Source organism: Flavobacterium calami (genome assembly GCF_038290035.1).
GTDB classification, from domain to species: Bacteria; Bacteroidota; Bacteroidia; order Flavobacteriales; family Flavobacteriaceae; genus Flavobacterium; species Flavobacterium calami.
This window is the reverse complement of sequence record NZ_JBBYHS010000003.1, coordinates 205,084-228,635: the sequence shown is the minus strand read 5'-3', so window position 1 is coordinate 228,635 and position 23,552 is coordinate 205,084. Positions and strand designations below refer to the sequence as shown.

Genomic DNA, 23,552 nt, shown 5'->3' with positions numbered 1-23,552 from the left:
TTAGAATCTAAGCATCTCAGAACCTTAGCAACTTTAGAAATACGCTCTCACAAAAGGCATAAATGCAGATCCGTATAAACTTCTGTCATCATTATACAAGACATCGAAGCGTGCGCCAACTGTTACATTTCCGGTTCTGTAACCGGCTCCAAGATATAAGGCAGTGTTCCAGTAATTGTCAGAATAAGAAGGATTGTAATAAGTTTCTTCGAAATCAGTGTTAACTCTTACCTGTTCCAGCTCGGCAGATAGCTGAACCTGCGGAATCGGATTCACATAAGTTAGAAAACTTACTCCATAAACAAAGGATTCATAATAATTTTTGGAGTATAAATAGCCAAATTGCAAGCCGGTACCCACAGATACAATTTCGTTTACATTATAAATAGCACTTGGCATTACTGAGATATCGGTATAACCAGAACCAAATCCGAGACCCAATCCACCTCCAAATTGCACCTTATCCCAAAAACCTGGCGTGTTGTCAATAGTATAGTTTTGTTGTTGTGCAATAGTCGAACTTGACAATAACAGTGTCAAAATCACAAAAAATGATTTGAAAACGATTGAAAGATGAATTTTCTTCATAGTTTAGGCTATTTTTAACAAATTTTTACGTAAAAGTACGTAAAAAAATCATTTAAATAATATCGTTTGTTGTACTTTTGCCATTCTATATAACAAAAAGTATATTCACTCAAATATTATGGATAGGTTTTCATTTCTAAATGCAGCGCATACCGAGTTTTTTGCACAATTATACGATCAATATTTAGTAAATCCAGACAGTGTTGAGCCAAGCTGGAGAAGTTTTTTTCAGGGTTTTGACTTTGGAATGACTACTTATAACGACGAAAATCCTGTGCAGCAGATCGTTGAGTATGTAACGACTAGCGACAATACAGATTACAGTAAAGTTTCTGAAAAATTACAAAAAGAATTTAACGTTTTAAAATTAATTGATGGCTACCGCACGCGTGGTCATTTATTTACTAAAACAAATCCGGTTCGTGATCGCAGAACTTCATCGCCAACTTTGGATATTGAAAATTTCGGATTAACAACTGCTGATCTTTCTACCGTTTTTGATGCAGCTCAGGTTATTGGAGTTCCTCCTTGTACGCTTCAGGATATTATCACTCGTCTTAAAGCAATCTACTGTCAGCATATTGGTGTTGAATATATGTACATCAGAAATCCTGGTGTTGTAAAATGGATTCAGGATAAATTAGGTGTAAATAACAATCAGCCTGATTTTTCTAAAGAAGAAAAACAAACTATCCTTACTAAATTAAATGAAGCTGTTTCTTTCGAAAACTTTTTACATACTAAATATGTAGGTCAAAAACGATTTTCATTGGAAGGTGGAGAATCTATCATCCCGGCTTTGGATGCTTTGATCGAGCAGGCTGCAGAAAAAGGAGTGGAGCAATTCGTAATGGGAATGGCACACCGTGGTCGTCTGAACGTTCTGGCAAACATCTTCGGAAAATCAACTCAGGATATCTTTAGCGAATTTGACGGTAAAGATTACGATCAGGAATATTTTGACGGGGACGTAAAATACCACTTAGGACTTACTGCCGACAAAAAAACAAGATCAGGAAAAAGCATCAATATCAATTTGGCACCAAACCCTTCGCACTTAGAAACGGTAGGAGCAGTAATTGAAGGAATTACAAGAGCAAAACAAGATAAATATTTCCCTAACGATTTCTCAAAAGTATTACCAATCGCCGTTCACGGAGATGCTGCAATCGCAGGACAGGGGTTGCTTTATGAAATCATTCAGATGGCACAATTAGACGGTTACAAAACCGGAGGGACCATTCATATCGTAATCAACAATCAGGTTGGATTTACAACAAACTATTTAGACGCCCGTTCATCAACCTATTGTACAGACGTTGCAAAAGTGACACTTTCACCGGTATTACACGTAAATGCTGATGATGCTGAAGCTGTTGTACACGCAGTATCTTTTGCATTAGACTACAGAATGCAGTTTGGCCGTGACGTATTTATTGATTTGTTAGGATACAGAAAATACGGTCACAACGAAGGTGACGAGCCACGTTTTACACAGCCGGTTTTATATAAAATCATTGCAAAACATAAAAATCCAAGAGACATTTACGCAGAAAAATTATTGTCTGAAGGTGTAATTGATGCAAGTTATGTAAATGCTTTAGAAAAAGAATACAAAACGGCTCTTGAGGAAAACTTAGAAGCTTCACGTAAAAAAGATTTGACAATCATCACTCCGTTCATGCAAAATGAGTGGAAAGGTTTCCAACAGGTTTCTGATGATGTAATGTTGAAAAAAGTAGATACTACTTTCCCTAAAGAAGGATTGGATTCTATTATCAATACAATTTCTACTTTACCATCTGATAAAAAATTCATTAACAAAATCAATAAAATTGTATCTGACAGAAAGGCTGGATATGATAACAATACTTTAGACTGGGGAACAGCTGAGGCTTTAGCTTACGGTTCGCTTTTAACAGAAGGGTTTGATGTCAGAATTTCTGGTCAGGATGTAGAGCGTGGAACTTTCTCTCACCGTCATGCGGTAGTTAAGGTTGAAGATTCTGAAGAGGAAGTAATCTTATTGAATAATATCGAAAACAAAAAAGGAAACTTTGGCGTATTCAACTCTCTTTTATCAGAATACGGAGTTTTAGGGTTTGATTACGGTTATGCTTTGGCAAACCCAAAAGCCTTAACGATCTGGGAAGCACAATTTGGAGATTTCTCTAACGGAGCCCAAATTATGATTGACCAGTATATTTCTTGTGGAGAAGATAAATGGAACAACCAAAACGGTATTGTTTTATTATTACCTCACGGATACGAAGGTCAGGGAGCAGAGCACTCTTCTGCAAGAATGGAGCGTTATTTACAGCTTTGCGCAAGACACAATATGTATGTTGTCGATTGTACGACTCCAGCGAACTTCTTCCACTTATTGAGAAGACAAATGAAAACAGATTTCCGTAAACCTTTAGTAGTGTTCTCACCAAAAAGTTTATTGCGTGATCCAAGATGTGTGTCTTCAGTTGAAGAATTAGCAACTGGAAGCTTCCAGGAAACTATCGATGATACTACAGTAAACAAAAAAGATGTAAAAACACTGGTTTTCTGTACAGGTAAATTCTACTATGATATTGCTGCAGAAAGAGAAAACAACGGAAGAAAAGATGTTGCAATTGTTCGTATTGAGCAATTATTCCCTTTCCCGGCTGAACAAATCAAAGAAATCATTGCAAAATATCCAAAAGCAGATGATTATGTTTGGGCACAGGAAGAGCCTAAAAACATGGGAGCTTACAGCTTTATGTTAATGAATTTTGATCTTGTAAAATGGAGACTGGCTTCATTGAAAGCTTACGCGGCTCCGGCTGCAGGAAGTTATACACGTGCAAAACGCCGTCATGCAGATGCAATCAGAATGGTATTTGATAAAAATTTATTTAGATAACAAAAAATGTTTCAGGTTTCAAGTTTCAGGTTTCAAAGTTTAACAACCTGAAACCTGAAACTTGAAACCAAAAAAAACTTAAACAAAAACAAGATGATTTTAGAAATGAAAGTCCCATCACCAGGGGAATCAATAAAAGAAGTTGAAATTGCAACTTGGTTAGTAAAAGACGGTGATTATGTAGAAAAAGATCAGGCGATTGCTGAAGTTGATTCAGACAAAGCGACTCTTGAACTGCCTGCTGAAATGAGCGGTACAATTACGCTAAAAGCTGAAGAAGGCGATACAGTAGCAGTAGGGGCTGTAGTTTGTTTAATTGACACAAGCGCTGCAAAACCATCTGGTTCAGCAGCTGCACCAGCGGCAGAGGCTCCTAAGGCTGAAGCTCCAAAAGCAGAAGTAAAAGCTGAGGCTCCAAAAGCAGAGCCAGTTCAGGCTCCGGCAGCTACAAGCTATGCAGCAGGAACTCCATCTCCGGCAGCAAGAAAAATATTAGACGAGAAAAATATTGCTCCAGCATCAGTTTCAGGAACTGGTAAAGGAGGAAGAATCACTAAAGATGATGCTGTAAACGCAGTACCTTCTATGGGAACTCCAACGGGTGGAAGCCGTGGAACTGAGCGTACAAAATTATCAATGTTACGCCGTAAAGTAGCAGAAAGATTAGTTTCGGCTAAGAACGAAACAGCTATGCTGACTACTTTCAACGAAGTAAACATGACGCCAATCAACCAGATTCGTAACGAGTACAAAGATGCTTTCAAAGCGAAACACGGTGGTCTTGGTTTAGGATTCATGTCATTCTTTACAAAAGCAGTTACAAGAGCTTTACAATTATATCCGGATGTGAACTCAATGATGGATGGTGATTACAAAATCGCTTACGATTTTGCTGACATCTCAATCGCAGTTTCAGGACCAAAAGGATTAATGGTTCCTGTAGTTCGTAACGCTGAACTTTTAACTTTCCGCGGAATCGAAGCTGAAATCAAAAGATTAGCTTTAAGAGCACGTGACGGACAAATTACTGTTGATGATATGACAGGTGGAACTTTCACAATCACTAACGGTGGTGTTTTCGGAAGTATGTTATCTACGCCAATCATCAATCCTCCTCAGTCAGGAATCTTAGGAATGCACAACATTATCGAGCGTCCAATCGCTGTAAACGGTAAAGTTGAAATTCACCCAATGATGTATGTGGCTCTTTCTTACGATCACAGAATCATCGATGGACGTGAGTCTGTTGGTTTCTTGGTTGCAGTTAAAGAAGCTTTAGAAAATCCGGTAGAATTATTGATGAACGGTGATGCTAAAAGAGCATTAGAGTTGTAATCAAATAAATTCTTAGAAATAAAAAAATCCGTTTAGAACTTCTAAACGGATTTTTTGTTTATTTGCCTAACTAACCACTCATTTATGTCAACTAAGAAAAAACAGGCAGCAATAGGTTTTATCTTCATCACCATGTTAATAGATATTACGGGATGGGGAATCATTATTCCGGTTATTCCCAAACTGATTAAAGAATTAATACACGGAGATGTGAGTGAAGCCGCAAAATATGGTGGGTGGCTGACATTTGCTTATGCGATGACACAATTTTTGTTTGCGCCTTTGATTGGTAATTTGAGTGATAAATTTGGACGAAGACCAATCATTTTAATTTCGCTTTTTGCCTTTGCTCTGGATTATATTTTATTGGCATTTGCCCCAACAATTACATGGCTGTTTGTAGGAAGAATAATAGCCGGATTAACCGGGGCAAGTATTTCAACGGCTTCTGCTTATATCGCTGATGTAAGTACGCCGGAAAACAGAGCCAAAAATTTCGGAATGATTGGTGTAGCTTTTGGACTGGGATTTATAATAGGTCCTGTTCTTGGAGGTATTCTGGGACATTATGGATCCAGAATTCCGTTTTATGCAGCAGCAGTTTTGTGTCTGATGAATTTTCTTTACGGTTATTTTATTCTACCCGAATCATTATCAAAAGAAAACAGGAGATCAGTTAATTTAAAAAGAGCCAATCCAATAGGTGTTTTTTTGAACTTAAGGAAGTACCCTTCGCTTTATGGATTGCTGATTGCGTTGTTTTTGATTTACATAGCAGCACATGCCGTAGAAAGTAACTGGAGTTATTTTACCATGTATAAATTTAGCTGGGATGAAAAAATGGTGGGAATTTCGCTAGGCGTCGTAGGAGTTTTGGTTAGTCTTGTTCAGGGCGGTTTGATACGATGGACCAGCCGAAAATTAGGAAACAAAAAAAGTATTTATATTGGAATGGCTTTATATACGCTTGCGATGTTTCTGTTTGCTTTTGTTTCAGAAAGCTGGATGATGTTTCTTTTTTTGATTCCGTATTGTTTGGCCGGAATTGCAGGACCAGCATTGCGTTCTATAATTTCAGGAAGTGTTTCGCCAACAGAACAAGGAGAAATACAGGGTACTATTGCAAGTTTAATGAGTGCTGCAACGATTATTGGTCCGCCGGTAATGTCGAGTCTTTTTTATTATTTCACGCATCAGGACGCACCATTTGAGTTTCCGGGAATGCCTTTTATTCTTGGTGGTTTATTGATGATGAGCAGTGGAATTGTTTCTTACCTTTCATTGAAAAAGTATTCGAATAATTAATCAAATTTATAAATGTACAAAATCCCAAATTCCTATTTTTTAAAGGAGTTTGGGATTTATTTATTTTTAGCAAAACTAAATTTTGGAATTTGGAATTTCAGATTTGAAATTTAACCTTTTTATTCTTTTACAATTTTGATGGTTTTAGTTTTTCCTTCAGATTTTACTTTTAGGAAATATACACCTGTTGAGATATTTGATAAATCAATTTCAGAATGAATGTCGTTTATTTTCTTAACTAAAACAGACTTTCCTGAAACGGCTAATATTTCGACTTCATCAATATTACCAGTGTTGCTTAGTGCTAATTTATTTTTTACAGGATTTGGGTAAAATTTAAAATTTGGTAAAACAAAATCCTCATTTGAAAGTGCTCCGTTTGATTTTGCAGTAACAGCGAGACGTTGGGCACTTTCTACACCATTTATAGTTTGAGAGGCATAATAAGTAGTTCCGTCAACCAAAATTGTTGTTAAAGGCAAAGTTGTTTCGGCAGACTTACTCGTTTTTCCACTTAAAGAATTTGGAGAACTGTACCATTTTATATTTTGACCATCAACAACAATGTCTGCTAAGGTTTGACCTGGTGTAAAATCAAAATTTATTGCGTTTTTACCATTTATTAAAGGTGCAGATGGATTAATTATAAAATCAGAAGTAAAAATACATCCTTGTGAATCCTTGATTAGATAGGTATAATCTCCAGGTTCTAAATTTGTAAATGTATTTTGTTCTGAAAACGCATATAATTTAGGTGAAATAGCAAAGGTGTAAGGACCAATACCCCCAGTTCCTGACAATTGTATTGAATTTACATTTTCTACAAGTGCATTTCCTAATAATTTTGTAGGCTCTAATAAATCTACAAAGGCAATTTCCTTACATCCAGTTACATCAGTAGCTTCTACGATGTAACGACCAGCAGCTAAGTTATGAAAAATGTTTCCATAAAATGGATTTGTGGAAAGTTCTCCGGTAGTATAGTTTCTCAGGATGTAAGTGTAAGGAGCATTTCCACCACTTGTGATTGGTAAATGTATCTGGCCGTTAGACTGGCCATTGCAAGTAGGAGCTACCGTTAATGGAATAATTTTTATAGGTGTATATGAAGTTACAGTAACAGATAATGAAGTTTCACAGCCTAAAGCATCTTTTGTGCTTATTTCGTATACCCCTGCAACCAAATCAGTAAATACATTGCTAGCAGAATAGGATCCTCCATCAATTGAATGAATATAAGGACCTTTGCCACCAGTAGCCTGAATCGTTATTTTTCCTTTTTCATTTTGACAAGATATTGGTTCAATGATTACTGTTGATGTTACAGAAGAGTATAATATCAAATTAAAATAATTAGTAGTAACTACTCCGTTATTATCAATTCGGGCATAAATAGTTTTAGAGGCTACATTGCTGATATAATTGGCTGGGTTTGCAATGACATTTGTATTATTTGTAGCATCTGCAAGACTTAAATGATAGCTTACTGTAGTTTCAGCAGGATTCAAATTGCCAATCAAAAGTGTTTTTTGAGAGGTTAAATTAAACGAATTATCTCCTGCACAATGTTCAATATTACTAATCTGGGCATGAAATAAATTTGTAAATAAAAAAAGTAAACCAAGTAGAGTTTTTTTCATACGTATACATTTGTTAAAAATAGGCTTGGCAAATATAGCTAAAAAACTTACTTTTTTACTTCAGGTATAAATAATGATTAAAATAATCAATAATTGCTTTTCCTTCCAGCAAAACATCTGCACCAATTATGCCATGAACGGGTTTTGCCCTGTATTGTCTTAAAGCTTCATTAACGTGCGAAAGATCAAAAATAACCAGACTAAAATCAGTATTTTTCCAGGAACCCAGCTGAAGTAAATTTTGTTTGGAGATCTGCGTTCTCATTCCTGTTCCGCCTGCACCCGCCGCTTTGGTTTTAGATTTTTTGGTAAGTAGTTCAAAGTGTTCGACGCTTTCAAAACCTACACAGGAGTTTGATGCACCAGTATCTAAAATGAAATTCCCCGAAACACCATTGATTTTTACTTTAATAGCTAAATGCTGGGTTTTGGTAACCTTGAATTTTATTTTTTTGTATTTCTCTTTTTTGAGAACCTCGTGAAGATTTTCCATTTTCGATAGTGATTGAAAACCAAAAATAAACCAATTATAATCAATAAACTAATGATGTAATAGATATAGTTGGCTGAATTTGTTTCTGTAGAAATCGAACCGTAATATACAAATGAACTCCAGTAATAAGGAGATTTTTTAGCGTTTGGAATCGATTTATCATTTAGATATTTCAGTTTTGCATTTGTATTAGCTTCAAAATAAGGATCATCGTTTTTTACATTCTTATAAAAATCAGTCATAAAAACGGATGTGGTGTAATCGTTTACTTTCCATAAAGAAAATAACAGATTCTGTGCCCCTGCAAACTGAAAGCCTCTAGCCACACTCATGGCACCTTCGGCTTTGTAGAGTTTTCCGATTCCGGTTTCACAGGCACTCAAAACCACTAAATCCGGATTTATATTAAGATTATATAACTCAGAGTATAAAATTTCCTGATCATAAAATTTAATGCTTGCCGGAGTTTCAACATCACCGGCAGCAGCATGTGTGCTTAAATGAAGAATTGAATAATGGGTTATATTTCTTTTAAAGTTATCGAAACAGGCATCGGCATTTTCTAAATATCTCCCTTTAAAATTACTCCGAATAGATTCTAATTCTTTCTTTGAATAACGCAATTCAAAAGCTGTGTTTTTAAAAACAGGAAATATGCCCAAAACGGTTTTATCAGATTTTGAAATCGGTTTTGAATTCAGATACATATTTGCCGAATTATTATATGCAATCCTAAAATCATTTAGCAAATAATTCATTTTGGCAAAATTTGTTGTATTAGATTCCTTTGTAATCAAGGCTTCAAAAGGCAGAAAATTCAAGATGCCATCAGGAACAATAATCAGGTTTTTATAAGTTGCGTTTGAAGGCAGTTTTAGTAAATCATAAACTCTTTTTCCATAATAACTATACCCAACCATATCATTTGTAATCGCATCAGCAGTACTAAAATAGTCTATAAATTTCAAAATTTTCGGAATTGCAGCGTCTGTAACATCAAAATGATTTAAAGTGATTCTGTTATTTTGTAAAGTGAAATAATACAGGTATTCAGCCCCCATAAAATAATAAACCATCACTGCTTTATCTTTTTCTAATTTTGAAAACAGCCCTTTTAAATCGAAATTTTCAGGAATCGAATTTGGATTTTCAGATTGAATTTTCTTCAATGAAAGCATCAGTTCATTTTGCTTTTTTATTGCCAGATTGATATTTGAAATGTTAGCCCGATTTCCCTTTTGCTGTTCTTTTAAAATCGAATTATTAGCGTTTTGAAGTTGTTGCCAAAGTTCTTTTTCTGTTGCGGAAGCGTTTTTAATATTCGAAACATAACGTTGTAAAATTCCTGATTTCGTGCTTTCTGCCAATTGAAAGGCTTCCTCTAAATGTTGAATTTTGTTTTCTTTTTTAAATAATTGATCATATATCAAAAGACATTTTTCTGTACGATTTCTGGCGCGAATTTGTGAAATGATTTTAGAGTTTTCATATACTAACTCATTAATCAATAAGTCTTCAATATGAAAAGAAAGTTTATAAGCCTGAATTGCTTTTTCAAATTGCTTTTGATTTGTAAAGATTGCGGCCTGTAAGTCCAAAATATCCATTAAAATTGTTTCGGCATACAATTCATTTTCGTTTGGCAGTATATTTTTTGCAGCATAATTCGGAATTAAAATTTTAAAAGCAGCTGTTATTTGTTTGCTGCTTTCTGCATATTTTTTTTCATCAAAAAGTAGTAATGCCTTTTCATAATAAAGTTTTGCAATTTTTCGGGGTTGTTGATTCGGAGTTTCCAGAAAGAGTGTAGTTGCCTTTTCTAAATAAGACTCGGCAATTTTAAACCGGTGTGTTTCCCGACTGACTGCTGCAAGATTTCGATAGGAATTAGATAAATTCTCTGAATGAGCTTTTTCATTTTCCAAATACTTAACAGCCAATTTAAATGCGTTTTCTGTCTTTTTATATAACTCTTGTGGCATTAGATTTCTTTTGGAATCTAATAAATAATTATTCCCGAGGTTATTCAGCAAAATACCTTTTTGAGGATTTGATAATTGTTCCGTTTTCAAAGTATTTTCCAGTAATGCAATGGCAAAAGAAATCTTACCTGAATTTTGATACACATTCGATAAATTAAGAATCGCTGCAAATTTTTGCTTTTGAGTTTCAGGATATTTTTTAGAAGTATTTACTATAAAATAATATTGTTTTATAGTATTTTCGGCACTATCGTAATCGCCTAAAACAGTATATAAATTACCTAAAGGTTTTAAACAATATTCGATGATATCGTAATCTTTGAGTTTGTATTTCTGATAGATTTGCCAGGCTTTTTCATAACTCGAAACTGCGTTGTGTGTTTGTCCAAACTGGTTTTGATAATACGCTTTGTTGCAGTTTAAAACCACTATCGATAATAATTCGTCTTTGGTTTTAGGTTTTGGATTTTTCCAGAAATTGTTTTCGATATTGTTTAAGTTTTGTAACGCTTTCGCGGAAGGATGAGCGACAAAAATATCAATGGTGTTGTAAATTTTGTCTTCGGTGTTTTGTCCAAAAACAGTTAGAGTCAGGAAGAAGAAAATTAAACCATATAAGCGATATAAGTTCATATAATGTGTTGCGTATATTTTTATACAAAGAATGATGTCAACCTGAGCGGAGTCGAAGGCTTTTTAGATGGAAATGGCTTCGACTCCGCTCAGCCTGACACATGTTTTAATTTCATGTAAGGGGAGCAAATAAGTTTTATATGTCTGTCTATATGAACTTATATCACTTATATGGTAAAACAAATTAAAACCTCCAAATCCCATACACCTGAAAATAATTAAAATCCTGTTCAAAGTTAATTACATAACGTGCGCCCAGACTCGGTCCGATTCTGGCGAAACCTGCTGTAAAATCAAACAAAATACCGGTTTTGAAATCAGTAAATGAGTTCTTTACGGTATTGTTTGAAGTTGTCGTTTTAATTAAAATGCTTTCTTTTTCATTTTCAAAAGTTTCTATTTTTATATCCTGACTCTGCTCTGATGCCACATTGATATTGGCCTGAATTCCGGCTCCGACACCTATATAATTATTAATGTTGTACCGAATCAAAACAGGTACTTCCCAATTAACGCTTTTGTTTTCGGTCGTAGTTGTTGTGCGTTCCAATTGCCTTGTTCCGTTTGCGTTTGTAAAAGCTTCTGTTACAACATTTGTAGCGCTATTGTATTTGTTTAAAGCATTTATCCATTCTGCCTGCCAGTAAAAACGATAGGCTTTAAAGGGCGAAATAGTAGCACCTACAAAATAACTCGTCGATTTTTCGAGGTCCGGATAAAAATTATACCCCGCTTTTGCCCCGATAGAAATTCCGGGTAAGAATCGGGTAGTGGCGTAGTTAGTTATGATAGGTTCGTTTTTATCAAAAATAATGGATGTCCGGCTTTTGGTATTTACTTTATGAAAGTCTTCACCAAATTTCATCGAATAACGGACAAAACCTTTGGTACTGTCTTTTTCCTGAACATTTTTTTGTTCAGTTCCCGGAAGGTAAATGTTCTTAAACGTAAAAATAATTTGTTTTTTTGTGATGATAGTGTCCAGGCAGCTAACCGTTGGTTCTTCGCCTTTTGGGCAAATCGGGCATTCGGGATACATACTTTCGATCTGGAATGTTTTTTTGTCGAACATATCCGGAATATCGGTTTCTAAGCGAATTTTTCTGGCAGGACCTTCACCGTTGTTTTGAAAACGGGTTTTGAATTTCACTCTTTTAAAACGAACCAGTCTGTAATTCATAAAACTGCCATTTGAACCCATTTTATTTGGGTCGTGAGAAGTTACGATTTCCATTTCGAGGTTTTTTATTTTATGGTTTTTAAAACTGCGGTTGGGTACAAAAATCCCGCGCATGGTAACTGTTGCACTGGTATCTTTGATCATTTCCGGAGTGGTTTTGAAAGTGTAGAAAACATTTCGGGTTTCGTTTGGATTGGCATCATCAAATTCCAGAATAGAAACATTATGATAGGTTTTATTGGCATCTAATAAAGATGCGTCAAGATCTTCTTCGGTAGTGGTTTTTTTATATTTTTTGAGTTTAAAAGTATTTTCGGCAGAAGCCAGATACGATTTTGTATCGTCGAGATCATCTATAGCGGCAACGGTTTTTTCTTTTACTTCACGTTCGCCGGCATAGGTCCTGAAATCGGACAATTCGAAATTGTTGTTTTTGAATTGCTTTTCGTTGTAAAAAAGATAGAGCTTGCCATTGGCAACATAATTTTCCAGATTTTGATAACTGACTACGACTACCATTTCCTGTTCCGGAATCGGGTCACAATTTTTTAGGATGGCAAATCCGTTTTGGTCTGCGATAGAGGCTATGTCTTTGTAATTGTTATCGGTAATATCGTTAACGGCTACCTTTTTTGGACGTGTTGCGGGAGGTTTTCCGTTGTCGTAATTGTTGGTAACAGCCAATCGGGCGGTATAATTCCCTTTGTTTTTATAGGTATGTTTTGGTTCTGCTTCTTTAGTGTAATGTCCGTCGCCAAGTTCCCATAAATAAGAATAGCTTGGTTTTGGGGCACCAGCAATCGGAATTAACGGCGGGGTTTCGGGTTTAAAAGTTACCGAATTGCCTTTCTGGGTGTAGCTGATGTTTGCTCTTCGGGTGATGGTGTCTTTTACTTTGATTTGCGCGAACACCATTACTGATGAAAGAAAGATGAAACAGCATAAAAGTTTTTTCATGGTCGAGGAGGTTTTTTAGCCCTGATGGGAGCGGCATCCTTTTGTGCCGGGGTTCGGCATAAAAGATACAGCGTACAGCAGGATTAGCTTCTGAAAATCATCAGAAATTAGTTTAAAACAGCATTAAATGTAAAAAAAAGTGATGAGCAAATCACCACTTTTTTCTAAAAAAAGTATTTGAAAGTTACTGAATTGCATTGATTGCAGCCACCAGTTGCGCTTCTGAACCGACAGTTGTTTCGGCAAGTGTAAAGGTGTAGGTTTGGTCTGCTGCGATAGTTACACCTTTGATTGCATAGCGCCATTGTCCGTTATCTTCTGTTGCAAAAATGATGTGACAGGCTAAACCAACCGGAATCTGACCGTAGTGTTCGCTAAATAATCCTGCTGCTGTATAAGTGTCTAATTTTGCCAAAGCATTTGTTCCTTCACCGTCATAAGACAGGTAAATTGCGCAATTGTTGTTGTCATAACCTTCGGGAGCATCTACCAAAATAGTGGTTTTAGGTCTTGGATCGCTGTAGAATTTATCAACATTTGTCCATCCGAAGTTTCCAAAAGTTACATAATAGTTGTTTCCTTCTCCCTGTACACCACCTTTTCCGTTAGCGCCGTCAGCACCGGCTTTGGCTTCTCTCCATACAAGTTCTTCTGCTTCATCAATTACACCGGTCCACAATGTCATAGCGTTGTCTAGTCCGCCAGTTAGAGTTGTTGGAACAATCATACTCATTGAGCAGGAAGTCTGAAGTTCAACACCGCCTTGCGTCGCTTTGATAAAGAATTCCCCGCCGGAGATTAAAAGGTTTTTCTTTCCGTCAGCTGTTAAGCCCATGGTTGGTTTGTTGGTAACCAACATGCTTCCTTTGTCAAAAAGTTCAACATATTCAATATCAATTGTTCCGGTTACGGCATTTCCGTTTTTGGTAAGACAGTTTCCGTTGATGTTTAGTTTAACTCCTTTTGCAGAAGTTATGGTGATGGTTCCGGCTCCGGCTGTTGCTGTAAAATGTTGTGTTTTTCCTGCCAAAGCATCTTCTCTTACTGCTGCAAATTCAGAAGCAGATGGGGGTGTAATTTTATCTTCTGCTCCGTCGCTGTCGTCACAGCTTGCAAATGTGGCCAATGCTAAAAATAATAATCCGATTTTTTTAAAATTTGTGTTCATGATTTCTAAATTTTTATAAATCTGTCCTGAAAGTTTCAGGTTGGTTTCAGATTCGGTTTGTTAATGATCGTTTTTATGCTCTTATATCAATTCGGGTTTGATATTGTTACCCTTGTTTTCAAAATTTATTTTTTTAATGTGTTTTCTATGACTATATCAACCGGCTTTTAAAATTGTTACCCCTGCTTTTTATTTTTTTGAAAAATTTATTTGGAAAGGCATTTTTCTTCAAAAACATTTCCGTCTTCATCGACTGCAACCAGTATTTCTTTTTTCTTTGAAAGACGAATAATTAAATACAGCCAGACAATAGACCAGAGTCCCAGAGTTGCAAAAACCAAAGTCAGTTGTAATGAAGAATCGATTTGTTTTCTTTCTTTAGATAAAACCACATAAGGGAGTTTGTCGTTTTTTTCGATTACGATAAATCCGTTGCGAATTTTGTCTGACAGTATTTGCTGAAATCTGGCAGAATTTTTATCGGTTGTCAATTGATAACTTTTCATTTCTCTGTGATTTTAATTTAAAAAAAGCCATTTGTAGTACTATATCAATTTGTTTTTAGAATTGTTACCCCTTTGACTTAATTTTTTTTTCAGTTTCTTTTTTTAACTTTAGCTGATAATTCTCAACGATGGAAAAAAAGACAATTCATCCCGATCAAATGTATATTGACGGAATTGCCGCAAATGACTCGGCAATAATCCGTTCTATCTATAAAAATTTTGTTCCCAAAGTGGTTTTCTATATCATGAATAATTCCGGCGATAAGGATCAGGCGCAGGATGTGGTTCAGGAAATCATGATTCTGCTTTTTAATCAGGCCAAAGCGAATACACTGCAAATGACCTGTCCGTTTGATGCCTACTTCTTCTTACTGTGTAAAAGGAAATGGCTAAACGAGCTGAAAAAAACTTCAAATAAAGGGGTAACAATTAATGAAGATATTGCATCTATTAATGAATCTGCTCTCGATTTGGTTGAACAAACCGAACAATTTGATGAGAAACAGCAGCTTTTTGACACGATGTTCCAAAAATTAGGAGATAAATGTCAGGAACTGCTTAAACTGAGTTTTGCCATTAAATCAATGGAAGAAGTTGCCGAGAAGCTAAACGTAACTTACGGCTACGTACGTAAAAAGAAATCGTTGTGCGTGGGACAATTGACACAGTGGATTCAGGAAGCAAAGAATTTTAAATCGCTAAAAAAATAATGAGTCATGAACGAAGAACGTTACATATTATTTGATCAATATCTTCAGGGAGAAATGACTGTGGAGGAAAAAAATAGTTTTGAAAAGCAGCTTTCAGAAAATGAAGAATTTGCCGCTGAATTCAGGACTTTTAAAGAAGTTTTGAGTCAATTGGATAATAAATTCGGACACGAGGATGAAAGAGATTCGTTTAGAGAAAATCTATCCGATATTTCAGATCAGCATTTCAATAAAGACAAGCCAAAAGTAGTATTGATGCGTCCGTGGTATCTTGCAGCAGCGGCATCTGTGGCTATTTTGTTCGGATTGTTCTTTTTTGACTACAATCAAAATCCGTCTTTTAGTGATTATAATCACCCGGGTCAGGCTCATTTTACCGAGAGAAGTAATGCGAATGAAAATTTGATGCAGGCCGAAAAAACGTTTAATGACAGAAAATTCAAAGAAGCGGTTCCTTTTTTTGAAGCAGTTTTGAAAGAAAATAAAACTTCGGAAATTCAATATTATTATGGGGTTTCTTTATTGCAAATTAGTCAGTATAAAAAAGCAGAAGCTGTTTTTAATGAATTGAAATCGGGAAGTTCTGTTTACAAAGACAAAGCACTATGGAATCTGGCTTTAATAAAATTAAAACTAAAAGATTATAAAGCCAGTAAAGAAATCTTGCAGACAATTTCGGAAGATTATGAAGACTATGATGAAGTTCAGGAGCTTTTAGATGCTTTGGATTAGATATTCACTGAGGTACACGGAGAATTTACACAGAGATTCGCAAAGTTTTTAAATGCTTTGCGAATTTTTTTGTTTCTAAAATGGTTACATAAAAATGAATTTAGATTTTTTAGTTCTATATTCGATTTTGGTTTTATAAATTTAACCAGAAACTATCTATAACCTTAACCGTCATTAAATGCAGAAAATTACTTTAACTCTTCTTGTTCTATTTTCACAAATTTCCTTTGGCTATACCAAAATTACGGAAACCGAAAAGTTGGTATCAACCTGTAAAGTCTGGGGATTTTTAAAATATTATCACCCGAAAGTTGCCGGGGGAGAATTGAATTGGGACAATCAGCTTTTGGAAAAACTGCCTAAAATTGAAAGAGCACAAACCAAAGAAGAGTTTTCCCTGATCTTAGAAAACTGGATTGATGAACTTGGATCGGTAAAAGAAATTGCTCCGATTGCTATAACGAAAGAAATTGAGTTTTTTGATAAGAATTTCGATTTAAGCTGGTTTAATAATAAGCTGTTTTCAAAAAAACTTTCGAAGAAACTGAAATTTATTGAAGAGAACAGGTTTCAGGGCAATGAAGAATTCGGACCCGATTTCGATGCTTTAAAAAAAATAAAAAATTACTACAACCTGGACTATAATAATAAAGGTTCCAGAATCTTAATGTTGTTTGCGTACTGGAATGTAATTGAATATTATTTTCCTTATAAATATGTCATGGATCAAAAATGGGATCAGAGTTTAAAACAAATATTGCCGCTTGTTACAGAAGCTGAAAGTGATTACAATTTTTATGTGGTAATGCGAAAATTGTCTGCGAAACTTAATGACAGCCACGTTGAACTTATGATATATCCATTTATTTCAGCACCAAAAACAATTGCATATTTTCCGGCAACGGGTAAAATAATTGATGAAAAATTAGTTGTTACAGAGATTTTGGGAGATAGTTTAGCTGAGGCAGATCATATTAAACCAGGAGATGTCATTACTAAGATAAACGACAAAACAGTAAAACAATTGATTTCAGAAAATCGAGATCTAATAAGTGCTTCAAACGAGTCTGCCTATTTAGACAAGGTTGTAAAACGAATTTTAGTAAGCAATTCTGAAAATGTTACTGTAGAGTTTCTAAAAAATGGAAAGTACCAGACAAAATCAATGATTTGGTATGATTATCATGATTCTCACAGAAATGAATTTAAAAAGGGTGCAATTAAAAAAAAGGAAAAATTTAAGCTTTTAGAAAATAACATTGGTTATGTAGATATGGAAATTATAAAAGTGAAACATATTCCGGATATGATTGAAGCCTTAAAATCTACAAAAGCAATAGTTTTTGATTTGAGAAATTACCCAAATGAAACTTACGCAGAGATTGCAAATTTTTTAAATTCTAAGGAAAAGAAATTTGCAATTTACACCTACCCTTATCCTAATTATCCTGGAAGATATACATGGGAAGAGGGGACAAATTGTGGAACTGAAAATAAAAATAATTACAAGGGTAAGGTTATTGTTCTGCTTAATGAAGAGTCAATGAGTCAGGCAGAATGGACGGCTATGTGTTTTCAAACTGCAGACAACACCACAATTATTGGTAGTCAGACTGCAGGAACAGATGGAAATGCAATGGAACTTGATTTTAAAGGATTTCATACCAGATACACCGGTATTGGCGTTTATTATCCGGATAGAAGAGAAACCCAAAGAATTGGAATTGTTCCTGATATTGAAGTCAAACCAACCATTAAAGGAATTCAGGAAGGCAGAGATGAGGTTTTAGAAAGAGCTTTGGTTTTTATTGAAACCGGGAAATAAGTTTTATTGTCAGAAATGACAAGAATGATAAAAAAATCTGCTTCATCCGCGTTTTCACGAAAGTGAATCCGTTTTATCAGCGTTCAAAAAGCAAATTGCTATTCTTTTAATATTGTCGTAATTTTGACAACTTTAAAAAAACAAACAATTGAATTCAACTACAATAATCACCGATACCCACACGCATTTATATTCTGAAGAGTTTGATCAGGATCGTGATGAAATGATGCAAAGAGCTATAAATGCCGGAGTAACCCGTTTTTTTATTCCGGCTATTGACGCTGCAGCTACACAGTCGATGTACGATTTGGAGCAAAATTATCCGGATTATGTGTTTCTGATGATGGGTTTGCATCCCACTTACGTGAAAGATAATTACCTGGAGGAGTTGCAGCATGTGGAAACAGAACTTTCAAAAAGAAAATTTTACGCCGTTGGTGAAATCGGAATCGATTTGTATTGGGATAAAACGCATTTGAAAGAGCAGCAAATCGCTTTTAAAAGACAAATTCAGCTGGCAAAGCAATACAAATTGCCTATCGTAATTCATTGCCGTGAAGCTTTTGATGAAATTTTTGAAATTCTGGAAGAAGAAAAATCAGCCGATTTGTTTGGAATTTTTCATTGTTTTACCGGAACCTACGAGCAGGCGCTTCAGGCAATTTCGTATAATATGAAGCTGGGAATAGGAGGCGTAGTGACTTTTAAAAACGGAAAAATCGACCAATTCTTACATCAAATTGATTTAAAACATATTGTTTTAGAAACCGATTCACCTTACCTCGCGCCAATTCCATACAGGGGTAAACGCAACGAAAGCAGTTATTTAACGAATGTAATTGCAAAACTGGCCAAAATTTACGAACTTTCAGATACAGAAATTGCAGAATTAACAACGCAAAACTCTAAAGACGTTTTTGGGATTTAATACCCCGATTACAATACTTTAATTTTTTTTTTGTTCTTTTGCCCACCTAAATTGATACTTATAATGCAGAAATTTGACGCTATTAGACCATTTTATGATTCTGAAGTAAATGAAGCGCTTCATGGAGTTGCCAATCATCCGATGATGAAAACCATGATGAATTTTACTTTTCCGGAATTAGATGATGAAGTCTGGAAAGAACAATTAAAGAAAACACACTCAATACGTGATTTTCAATGCAATTTTATTTATCAGACGATTCAAAAGGTACTCGATAAAAGTTCAGAAGGACTCACGACTTCGGGTTTTGATAAGTTAGAAAAAAATACACCTTATTTATTTATATCCAATCACCGCGATATTTTGCTGGATACGACTTTACTAAATGTTTGTCTTTTCGAACATAGTTTGGTTATGACGGCATCCGCAATCGGTGATAATCTGGTTAAAAAAGCATTTTTGAGCACTCTGGCAAAACTAAACAGAAACTTTTTGGTATTAAGAGGTTTAACGCCAAGAGAAATGCTGCAAAGTTCAAAATTGCTGGCAGAATACATGGGGCAGTTACTGCTTCGCGAAAACCGTTCGGTTTGGATCGCACAGCGAGAAGGTCGTACCAAAGACGGAAACGATGAAACCAATCCGGGAGTTTTAAAAATGATCGCCATGGGTTCTGATGAAGCGAATCCGATGGATTATTTCAAAAAATTAAAGATTGTTCCGGTTGCTATTTCCTACGAATACGATCCTACTGATGTGCTGAAAATGCCACAATTAATGGCTGAAGCCAACAATGAGGTTTACGTAAAAGATAAAAATGAGGATTTCATGACCATTTTAAGCGGTATCATGGGAACCAAAAAAAGAATTCATATTTCGGTAGGAGATGTTTTAGATACTGAAATTGATCAGATTGTGGCTGAAAACGATAATTCGAACAAGCAGATCCAGGCTTTGGCACAAGTAATAGATGATTCTATTTTACAGAATTACCAATTATGGCCAACTAATTTTATTGCCTATGATATTTTAAACGGGACCAATCAGTACGCTCATTTGTACAAAGAAAGCGAGAAACAGCTTTTTGAGCGTCGTTTAGAAAAAAGAATAGGAACCGATAATGGTGTGGCAAGACAAGGATTTTTAGCCATGTATGCCAATCCTGTGGTGAATAAATTAAAATACCAGAATGCCTTCTAAATCCAAATTACTCTTAATTTATACCGGTGGAACCATCGGAATGAGCAAAGATTTTGAAACCGGAGCACTTAAAGCTTTTGATTTTGGAAAATTGCTAAAAAATATCCCCGAAATCAAACAACTGGATTGCGAAACCGAAACCGTTTCTTTTGAAAATCCAATTGATTCTTCGAATATGAATCCTCAAATGTGGGCTAGAATTGCCACCATTATTGAGGAAAACTACAATAAGTTTGACGGCTTTGTAGTGCTTCACGGATCAGATACCATGTCGTATTCGGCTTCGGCATTGAGTTTTATGCTCGAAAATTTAGCCAAACCTGTTGTATTTACGGGCTCGCAATTGCCAATTGGAGATTTGCGTACTGATGCCAAAGAAAACCTGATTACAGCCATTCAGATTGCTTCGCTTCAGGAAAACGGAAAACCGGTAATTACTGAAGTCTGTCTGTATTTCGAATACAAATTATACCGCGGAAACCGAACTTCAAAAGTCAACGCCGAACATTTCAGGGCTTTTACAGCGCCTAATTATCCTGAACTGGTAGAATCGGGCGTACATCTCAAATTAAACCGGCATTTATTTCTTCCGGTAAAAACAGATGCAAAACTGATTGTACATAAAAATCTGAACAATCAGGTAGCGATCATTAAAATGTTTCCCGGAATGAGCGAAACCGTTCTGGCTTCGATTCTGGCTACTAAAGATTTAAAAGGAATTGTTCTGGAAACCTACGGTGCCGGAAATGCTCCAACAGAAGACTGGTTTTTAAACTTAATCAAAAAAGCAATTCAGGACGGTTTGCATATCGTGAATGTTACACAATGTTCCGGCGGGAGCGTAAATATGGGGCAATATGAAACCAGTACGGCTTTGAAATCCTTGGGCGTGATTTCCGGTAAAGATATTACGACAGAAGCAGCTATCACTAAACTAATGTATTTGTTGGGACATACGGTTGAGATTCCGCAAAATGAATTTAAAACTATTTTTGAGATGTCTTTGCGTGGTGAGATTTCGTAAAATTAAATTCCAATTTTTGCAGGATGTATAAGGTTTAGAATTTCTTTTTTTGATGAATTTCAAGCGTAGTTGTCATTTCGACCAGAGGGAGAAATCACACTCGGGATTCGACAAAGATTGGAGGCATAACTTTATGGAGTTTCTAGTGTGATTTCTCGTTCCTCGAAATGACAAGTTTGTGATAATTGGAATTTGAACCCGAGCGATAGCGAAAAGGCGAAGCAATTTAAAATATCGAAATTAATTTTTAGGATTTCTATAAGTAACCGCACAAGTCTTTACTTCTTCAACTGTTTTTTGTTTTTTGTAATACAGATAAATAATTACAGAAATGATGCATATTATTCCCTGAATCGCAACAGTATTTCGGGTTCCGATGATGTGGGAAACATAGCCAATAATCAAACTTCCCACAGGAATCATTCCCTGATACGCCATCATATAGTAGCTAATACTTCTGGAACGCATATTTACCGTACTTTGTGTCTGAATGTAAATGTTGATTGAGGAAGTTTGCCCCATCATACCAACACCGCTCAAGGTCATACAAAACAGCGCAACCATTAAATTGCTCGAATACGACAAGACAAGAATGCTGCAGCCTAACAAAAAAGTCGCAGAAATCATTATTTTATTGATTTTAGCAGCTGTTTTCAGATTTGCAAGATAAATAGCAGAAAGGATTGAGCCAATACCTGCGGCACTTTCGAACCAGCTGAATGTCTGAGCATTTCCGCTGAAAATATCTTTTGCAAAAACTGGCATCAGGGTATTAAAAGAGATTACAAACAAACTGCTGCACATGAGCATCAGCAACATTCTGGCCATTTCGGTTTCTTTTTTTACATATTCCAAACCTTCTATAAAATCTTCGAGCATATTAAGTTTATTAGTCGCTTTGATATGTGGCTCAATTTTCATTAATAACAAAGAAACCAGAACCGGAATGTAACTCAGGAAGTTTCCAATAAAACAAATATCTTCTCCATATTGATGCAAAATGATACCGGCAAGCGCAGGACCTGCTATTCGGGCAAAATTTGTAAGGGTAGAATTTAATGCAACTGCATTGGGCAGATCCTCTTTGCTGTCTACAATATCGACCATCATAGTCTGCCTGCAGGTCATATCAAAGGAGTTGATAATTCCTTGTATCAGGCTTAAAGCCAAAATATAATTGATGTTGTATATTTTTAAATAAATCAGCAAGGCTAATGCACCGGCCTGTAGCATGGCTAGCGATTGCAATAAGATCATACTTTTATGACGGTCGTATCTTCCAATAATGCTTCCGGCGAGAGGAGCCAGAAATAAGGAAGGAATCATACTCAAAAAAGTAGCCAGTCCTAATAAAAACACTGATCCTGTAATGCTGTAAACCATCCAACTTACCGCAGTTTTTTGAAGCCAGGTTCCGATAACAGAAACAGATTGCCCGTAAAAAAATAATTTGAAGTTTCTTGATTTTAACGCTTTAAACATAACTCTGAATATTTGTTACAAAGTTCGGGATTATGATTACATTAGAAAAATTAATAATTTTACTTAAAATAAGTAGTGAAACTTATCAACATGGAAATCTATCAATTGCAATATTTTATCAAAACTGCTGAAGTTTTGCATTTTACAAAAGCGGCCGAATTGTGTTTTGTAACCCAATCCGGATTGTCACAACAAATAAAAAAACTGGAAGAAGAACTCGGAATGCCTTTGTTTGTGAGGATTGGAAAAAAGGTACAATTGACTGAGGCTGGGGCGGTATTTTTAATTCATGCCAGACAAATCATCGAAAATGTAGAAAACGGCAAACAGGCCATTGAAGATTTAAATGAAATGATTGGTGGGGAATTGCGAATTGGCGTAACCTATATATTTGGGCTTTTGGTGTTGCCGGTTGTCAATTCGTTTGCCAAAACCTATCCGAATTTAAAAATTGTAGTAGAATATGGTACCACAGAGCCTTTGGAACAAAAATTATTAAACAATGAATTAGATTTGGTTTTGGTAATTTCTTCGAATGAAATTAAGCTTCCTTTTCAAAAAATTCCATTATTTACTTCCAAATTGATTATGGCGGTTTCAACTAAGCATCCGCTGGCGGTTTTAGATAAAATTGCATTTAAAAAAATAGAGGACATTCCGCTTATTTTGCCTGTCAGAGGATTTAATTCAAGGGAATTTTTAGACGAATTATTTTTAAAAAACAACATGAAACCAAAAGTTTCCATTGAGCTAAATGCGGTTCACGCTCTATTGCGCTTAGTTGCAGACAGTGATTGGGCGACAATAGTAACAGAAAAGGCGATGAAAGACTGGGACAGTTTAAAAACCATTCAGATTACGGGTGTACAAACACAGCGCGAGTCGTTTATATTGACCATTGATGGTGCTTATCAAAAGAAAGCCGTGAAGTTATTTATCGAAGAATTCAGAAAAAGTATTTAAAAAGC

Annotated in this window: 18 protein-coding genes; 10 read left to right on the top strand and 8 right to left on the bottom strand. The window is 35.6% G+C overall.

Annotated features, from left to right (window positions below):
* Positions 1–33: 33 nt before the first annotated feature.
* A complete protein-coding gene (locus AAEO57_RS03955) occupies positions 34–588 on the bottom strand; it encodes a hypothetical protein (RefSeq protein WP_341689699.1) in 555 nt (184 codons plus the stop codon).
* Positions 589–706: 118 nt separating this feature from the next.
* Here AAEO57_RS03955 and AAEO57_RS03950 point away from each other — a divergent pair, with 118 nt between their 5' ends.
* The 3 genes from AAEO57_RS03950 (at position 707) to AAEO57_RS03940 (ending at position 6,124) form a co-directional block, all read left to right on the top strand.
* Positions 707–3,484 (top strand): 2-oxoglutarate dehydrogenase E1 component, encoded by a 2,778-nt coding sequence (locus AAEO57_RS03950; RefSeq protein ID WP_341689697.1) that lies wholly within the window; start codon positions 707–709, stop codon positions 3,482–3,484.
* Between the two features lie 93 nt (positions 3,485–3,577).
* On the top strand, positions 3,578–4,819 hold the full coding sequence (gene odhB / locus AAEO57_RS03945; protein ID WP_341689695.1) for a 2-oxoglutarate dehydrogenase complex dihydrolipoyllysine-residue succinyltransferase: 1,242 nt from the start codon (positions 3,578–3,580) through the stop codon (positions 4,817–4,819).
* A gap of 84 nt (positions 4,820–4,903) precedes the next feature.
* The gene (locus AAEO57_RS03940; protein ID WP_341689693.1) at positions 4,904–6,124 is read left to right on the top strand and encodes a TCR/Tet family MFS transporter; all 1,221 of its coding nucleotides are present in this window, start codon (positions 4,904–4,906) and stop codon (positions 6,122–6,124) included.
* Between the two features lie 119 nt (positions 6,125–6,243).
* Here the strand turns inward: AAEO57_RS03940 and AAEO57_RS03935 are convergent, their stop codons facing one another.
* From AAEO57_RS03935 to AAEO57_RS03910, 6 genes are all read right to left on the bottom strand, one after another.
* Positions 6,244–7,764, bottom strand: a complete 1,521-nt coding sequence (locus AAEO57_RS03935) for a T9SS type A sorting domain-containing protein (protein WP_341689691.1) — start codon at positions 7,762–7,764, stop codon at positions 6,244–6,246.
* 55 nt (positions 7,765–7,819) lie between these two features.
* Entirely contained in the window at positions 7,820–8,257 is a 438-nt protein-coding gene (locus AAEO57_RS03930) for a retropepsin-like aspartic protease (protein ID WP_341689689.1), read from the bottom strand.
* Positions 8,209–10,872: a CHAT domain-containing protein gene (locus AAEO57_RS03925; RefSeq protein WP_341689687.1), complete on the bottom strand. Its 2,664-nt coding sequence runs from the start codon at positions 10,870–10,872 to the stop codon at positions 8,209–8,211. Before AAEO57_RS03925 ends, AAEO57_RS03930 begins: the two co-directional genes overlap by 49 nt.
* A 184-nt stretch (positions 10,873–11,056) precedes the next feature.
* On the bottom strand, positions 11,057–13,009 hold the full coding sequence (locus tag AAEO57_RS03920; protein WP_341689685.1) for a PKD domain-containing protein: 1,953 nt from the start codon (positions 13,007–13,009) through the stop codon (positions 11,057–11,059).
* 184 nt (positions 13,010–13,193) lie between these two features.
* Positions 13,194–14,177, bottom strand: coding sequence for a hypothetical protein (locus tag AAEO57_RS03915; RefSeq protein ID WP_341689683.1), 984 nt, complete (start codon positions 14,175–14,177; stop codon positions 13,194–13,196).
* A gap of 206 nt (positions 14,178–14,383) precedes the next feature.
* Positions 14,384–14,683, bottom strand: coding sequence for a hypothetical protein (locus tag AAEO57_RS03910; protein ID WP_341689681.1), 300 nt, complete (start codon positions 14,681–14,683; stop codon positions 14,384–14,386).
* Between the two features lie 128 nt (positions 14,684–14,811).
* On the opposite strand from AAEO57_RS03910, the gene AAEO57_RS03905 reads away from it, so the two are divergent.
* The 6 genes from AAEO57_RS03905 to AAEO57_RS03880 all read left to right on the top strand — a co-directional run bounded on the left by AAEO57_RS03905 (position 14,812) and on the right by AAEO57_RS03880 (position 21,102).
* The gene (locus AAEO57_RS03905; protein ID WP_341689680.1) at positions 14,812–15,393 is read left to right on the top strand and encodes an RNA polymerase sigma factor; all 582 of its coding nucleotides are present in this window, start codon (positions 14,812–14,814) and stop codon (positions 15,391–15,393) included.
* Between the two features lie 6 nt (positions 15,394–15,399).
* Entirely contained in the window at positions 15,400–16,125 is a 726-nt protein-coding gene (locus tag AAEO57_RS03900) for a tetratricopeptide repeat protein (RefSeq protein ID WP_341689679.1), read from the top strand.
* Positions 16,126–16,303: 178 nt separating this feature from the next.
* A complete protein-coding gene (locus tag AAEO57_RS03895) occupies positions 16,304–17,950 on the top strand; it encodes a S41 family peptidase (RefSeq protein ID WP_341689678.1) in 1,647 nt (548 codons plus the stop codon).
* Positions 17,951–18,098: 148 nt separating this feature from the next.
* Entirely contained in the window at positions 18,099–18,878 is a 780-nt protein-coding gene (locus AAEO57_RS03890; protein WP_341689676.1) for a TatD family hydrolase, read from the top strand.
* Positions 18,879–18,941: 63 nt separating this feature from the next.
* Positions 18,942–20,078, top strand: coding sequence for a 1-acyl-sn-glycerol-3-phosphate acyltransferase (locus tag AAEO57_RS03885; protein ID WP_341689674.1), 1,137 nt, complete (start codon positions 18,942–18,944; stop codon positions 20,076–20,078).
* Complete coding sequence (locus AAEO57_RS03880) at positions 20,068–21,102, top strand: asparaginase (protein ID WP_341689672.1); 1,035 nt, start codon at positions 20,068–20,070, stop codon at positions 21,100–21,102. Before AAEO57_RS03885 ends, AAEO57_RS03880 begins: the two co-directional genes overlap by 11 nt.
* A 240-nt stretch (positions 21,103–21,342) precedes the next feature.
* Here AAEO57_RS03880 and AAEO57_RS03875 read toward each other — a convergent pair whose 3' ends face one another.
* On the bottom strand, positions 21,343–22,584 hold the full coding sequence (locus AAEO57_RS03875) for an MFS transporter (protein WP_341689670.1): 1,242 nt from the start codon (positions 22,582–22,584) through the stop codon (positions 21,343–21,345).
* Between the two features lie 90 nt (positions 22,585–22,674).
* Between AAEO57_RS03875 and AAEO57_RS03870 the strand changes: the two genes are divergently transcribed.
* Complete coding sequence (locus AAEO57_RS03870) at positions 22,675–23,547, top strand: LysR substrate-binding domain-containing protein (RefSeq protein ID WP_341689668.1); 873 nt, start codon at positions 22,675–22,677, stop codon at positions 23,545–23,547.
* Positions 23,548–23,552 lie beyond the last annotated feature (5 nt).

Coding starts and splice junctions, on each gene's coding strand:
- AAEO57_RS03955 (WP_341689699.1), bottom strand. CDS start 588: ATGAAGAAAATTCATCTTTCAATCGTTTTCAAATCATTTTTTGTGATT.
- AAEO57_RS03950 (WP_341689697.1), top strand. CDS start 707: ATGGATAGGTTTTCATTTCTAAATGCAGCGCATACCGAGTTTTTTGCA.
- odhB (WP_341689695.1), top strand. CDS start 3,578: ATGATTTTAGAAATGAAAGTCCCATCACCAGGGGAATCAATAAAAGAA.
- AAEO57_RS03940 (WP_341689693.1), top strand. CDS start 4,904: ATGTCAACTAAGAAAAAACAGGCAGCAATAGGTTTTATCTTCATCACC.
- AAEO57_RS03935 (WP_341689691.1), bottom strand. CDS start 7,764: ATGAAAAAAACTCTACTTGGTTTACTTTTTTTATTTACAAATTTATTT.
- AAEO57_RS03930 (WP_341689689.1), bottom strand. CDS start 8,257: ATGGAAAATCTTCACGAGGTTCTCAAAAAAGAGAAATACAAAAAAATA.
- AAEO57_RS03925 (WP_341689687.1), bottom strand. CDS start 10,872: ATGAACTTATATCGCTTATATGGTTTAATTTTCTTCTTCCTGACTCTA.
- AAEO57_RS03920 (WP_341689685.1), bottom strand. CDS start 13,009: ATGAAAAAACTTTTATGCTGTTTCATCTTTCTTTCATCAGTAATGGTG.
- AAEO57_RS03915 (WP_341689683.1), bottom strand. CDS start 14,177: ATGAACACAAATTTTAAAAAAATCGGATTATTATTTTTAGCATTGGCC.
- AAEO57_RS03910 (WP_341689681.1), bottom strand. CDS start 14,683: ATGAAAAGTTATCAATTGACAACCGATAAAAATTCTGCCAGATTTCAG.
- AAEO57_RS03905 (WP_341689680.1), top strand. CDS start 14,812: ATGGAAAAAAAGACAATTCATCCCGATCAAATGTATATTGACGGAATT.
- AAEO57_RS03900 (WP_341689679.1), top strand. CDS start 15,400: ATGAACGAAGAACGTTACATATTATTTGATCAATATCTTCAGGGAGAA.
- AAEO57_RS03895 (WP_341689678.1), top strand. CDS start 16,304: ATGCAGAAAATTACTTTAACTCTTCTTGTTCTATTTTCACAAATTTCC.
- AAEO57_RS03885 (WP_341689674.1), top strand. CDS start 18,942: ATGCAGAAATTTGACGCTATTAGACCATTTTATGATTCTGAAGTAAAT.
- AAEO57_RS03880 (WP_341689672.1), top strand. CDS start 20,068: ATGCCTTCTAAATCCAAATTACTCTTAATTTATACCGGTGGAACCATC.
- AAEO57_RS03875 (WP_341689670.1), bottom strand. CDS start 22,584: ATGTTTAAAGCGTTAAAATCAAGAAACTTCAAATTATTTTTTTACGGG.
- AAEO57_RS03870 (WP_341689668.1), top strand. CDS start 22,675: ATGGAAATCTATCAATTGCAATATTTTATCAAAACTGCTGAAGTTTTG.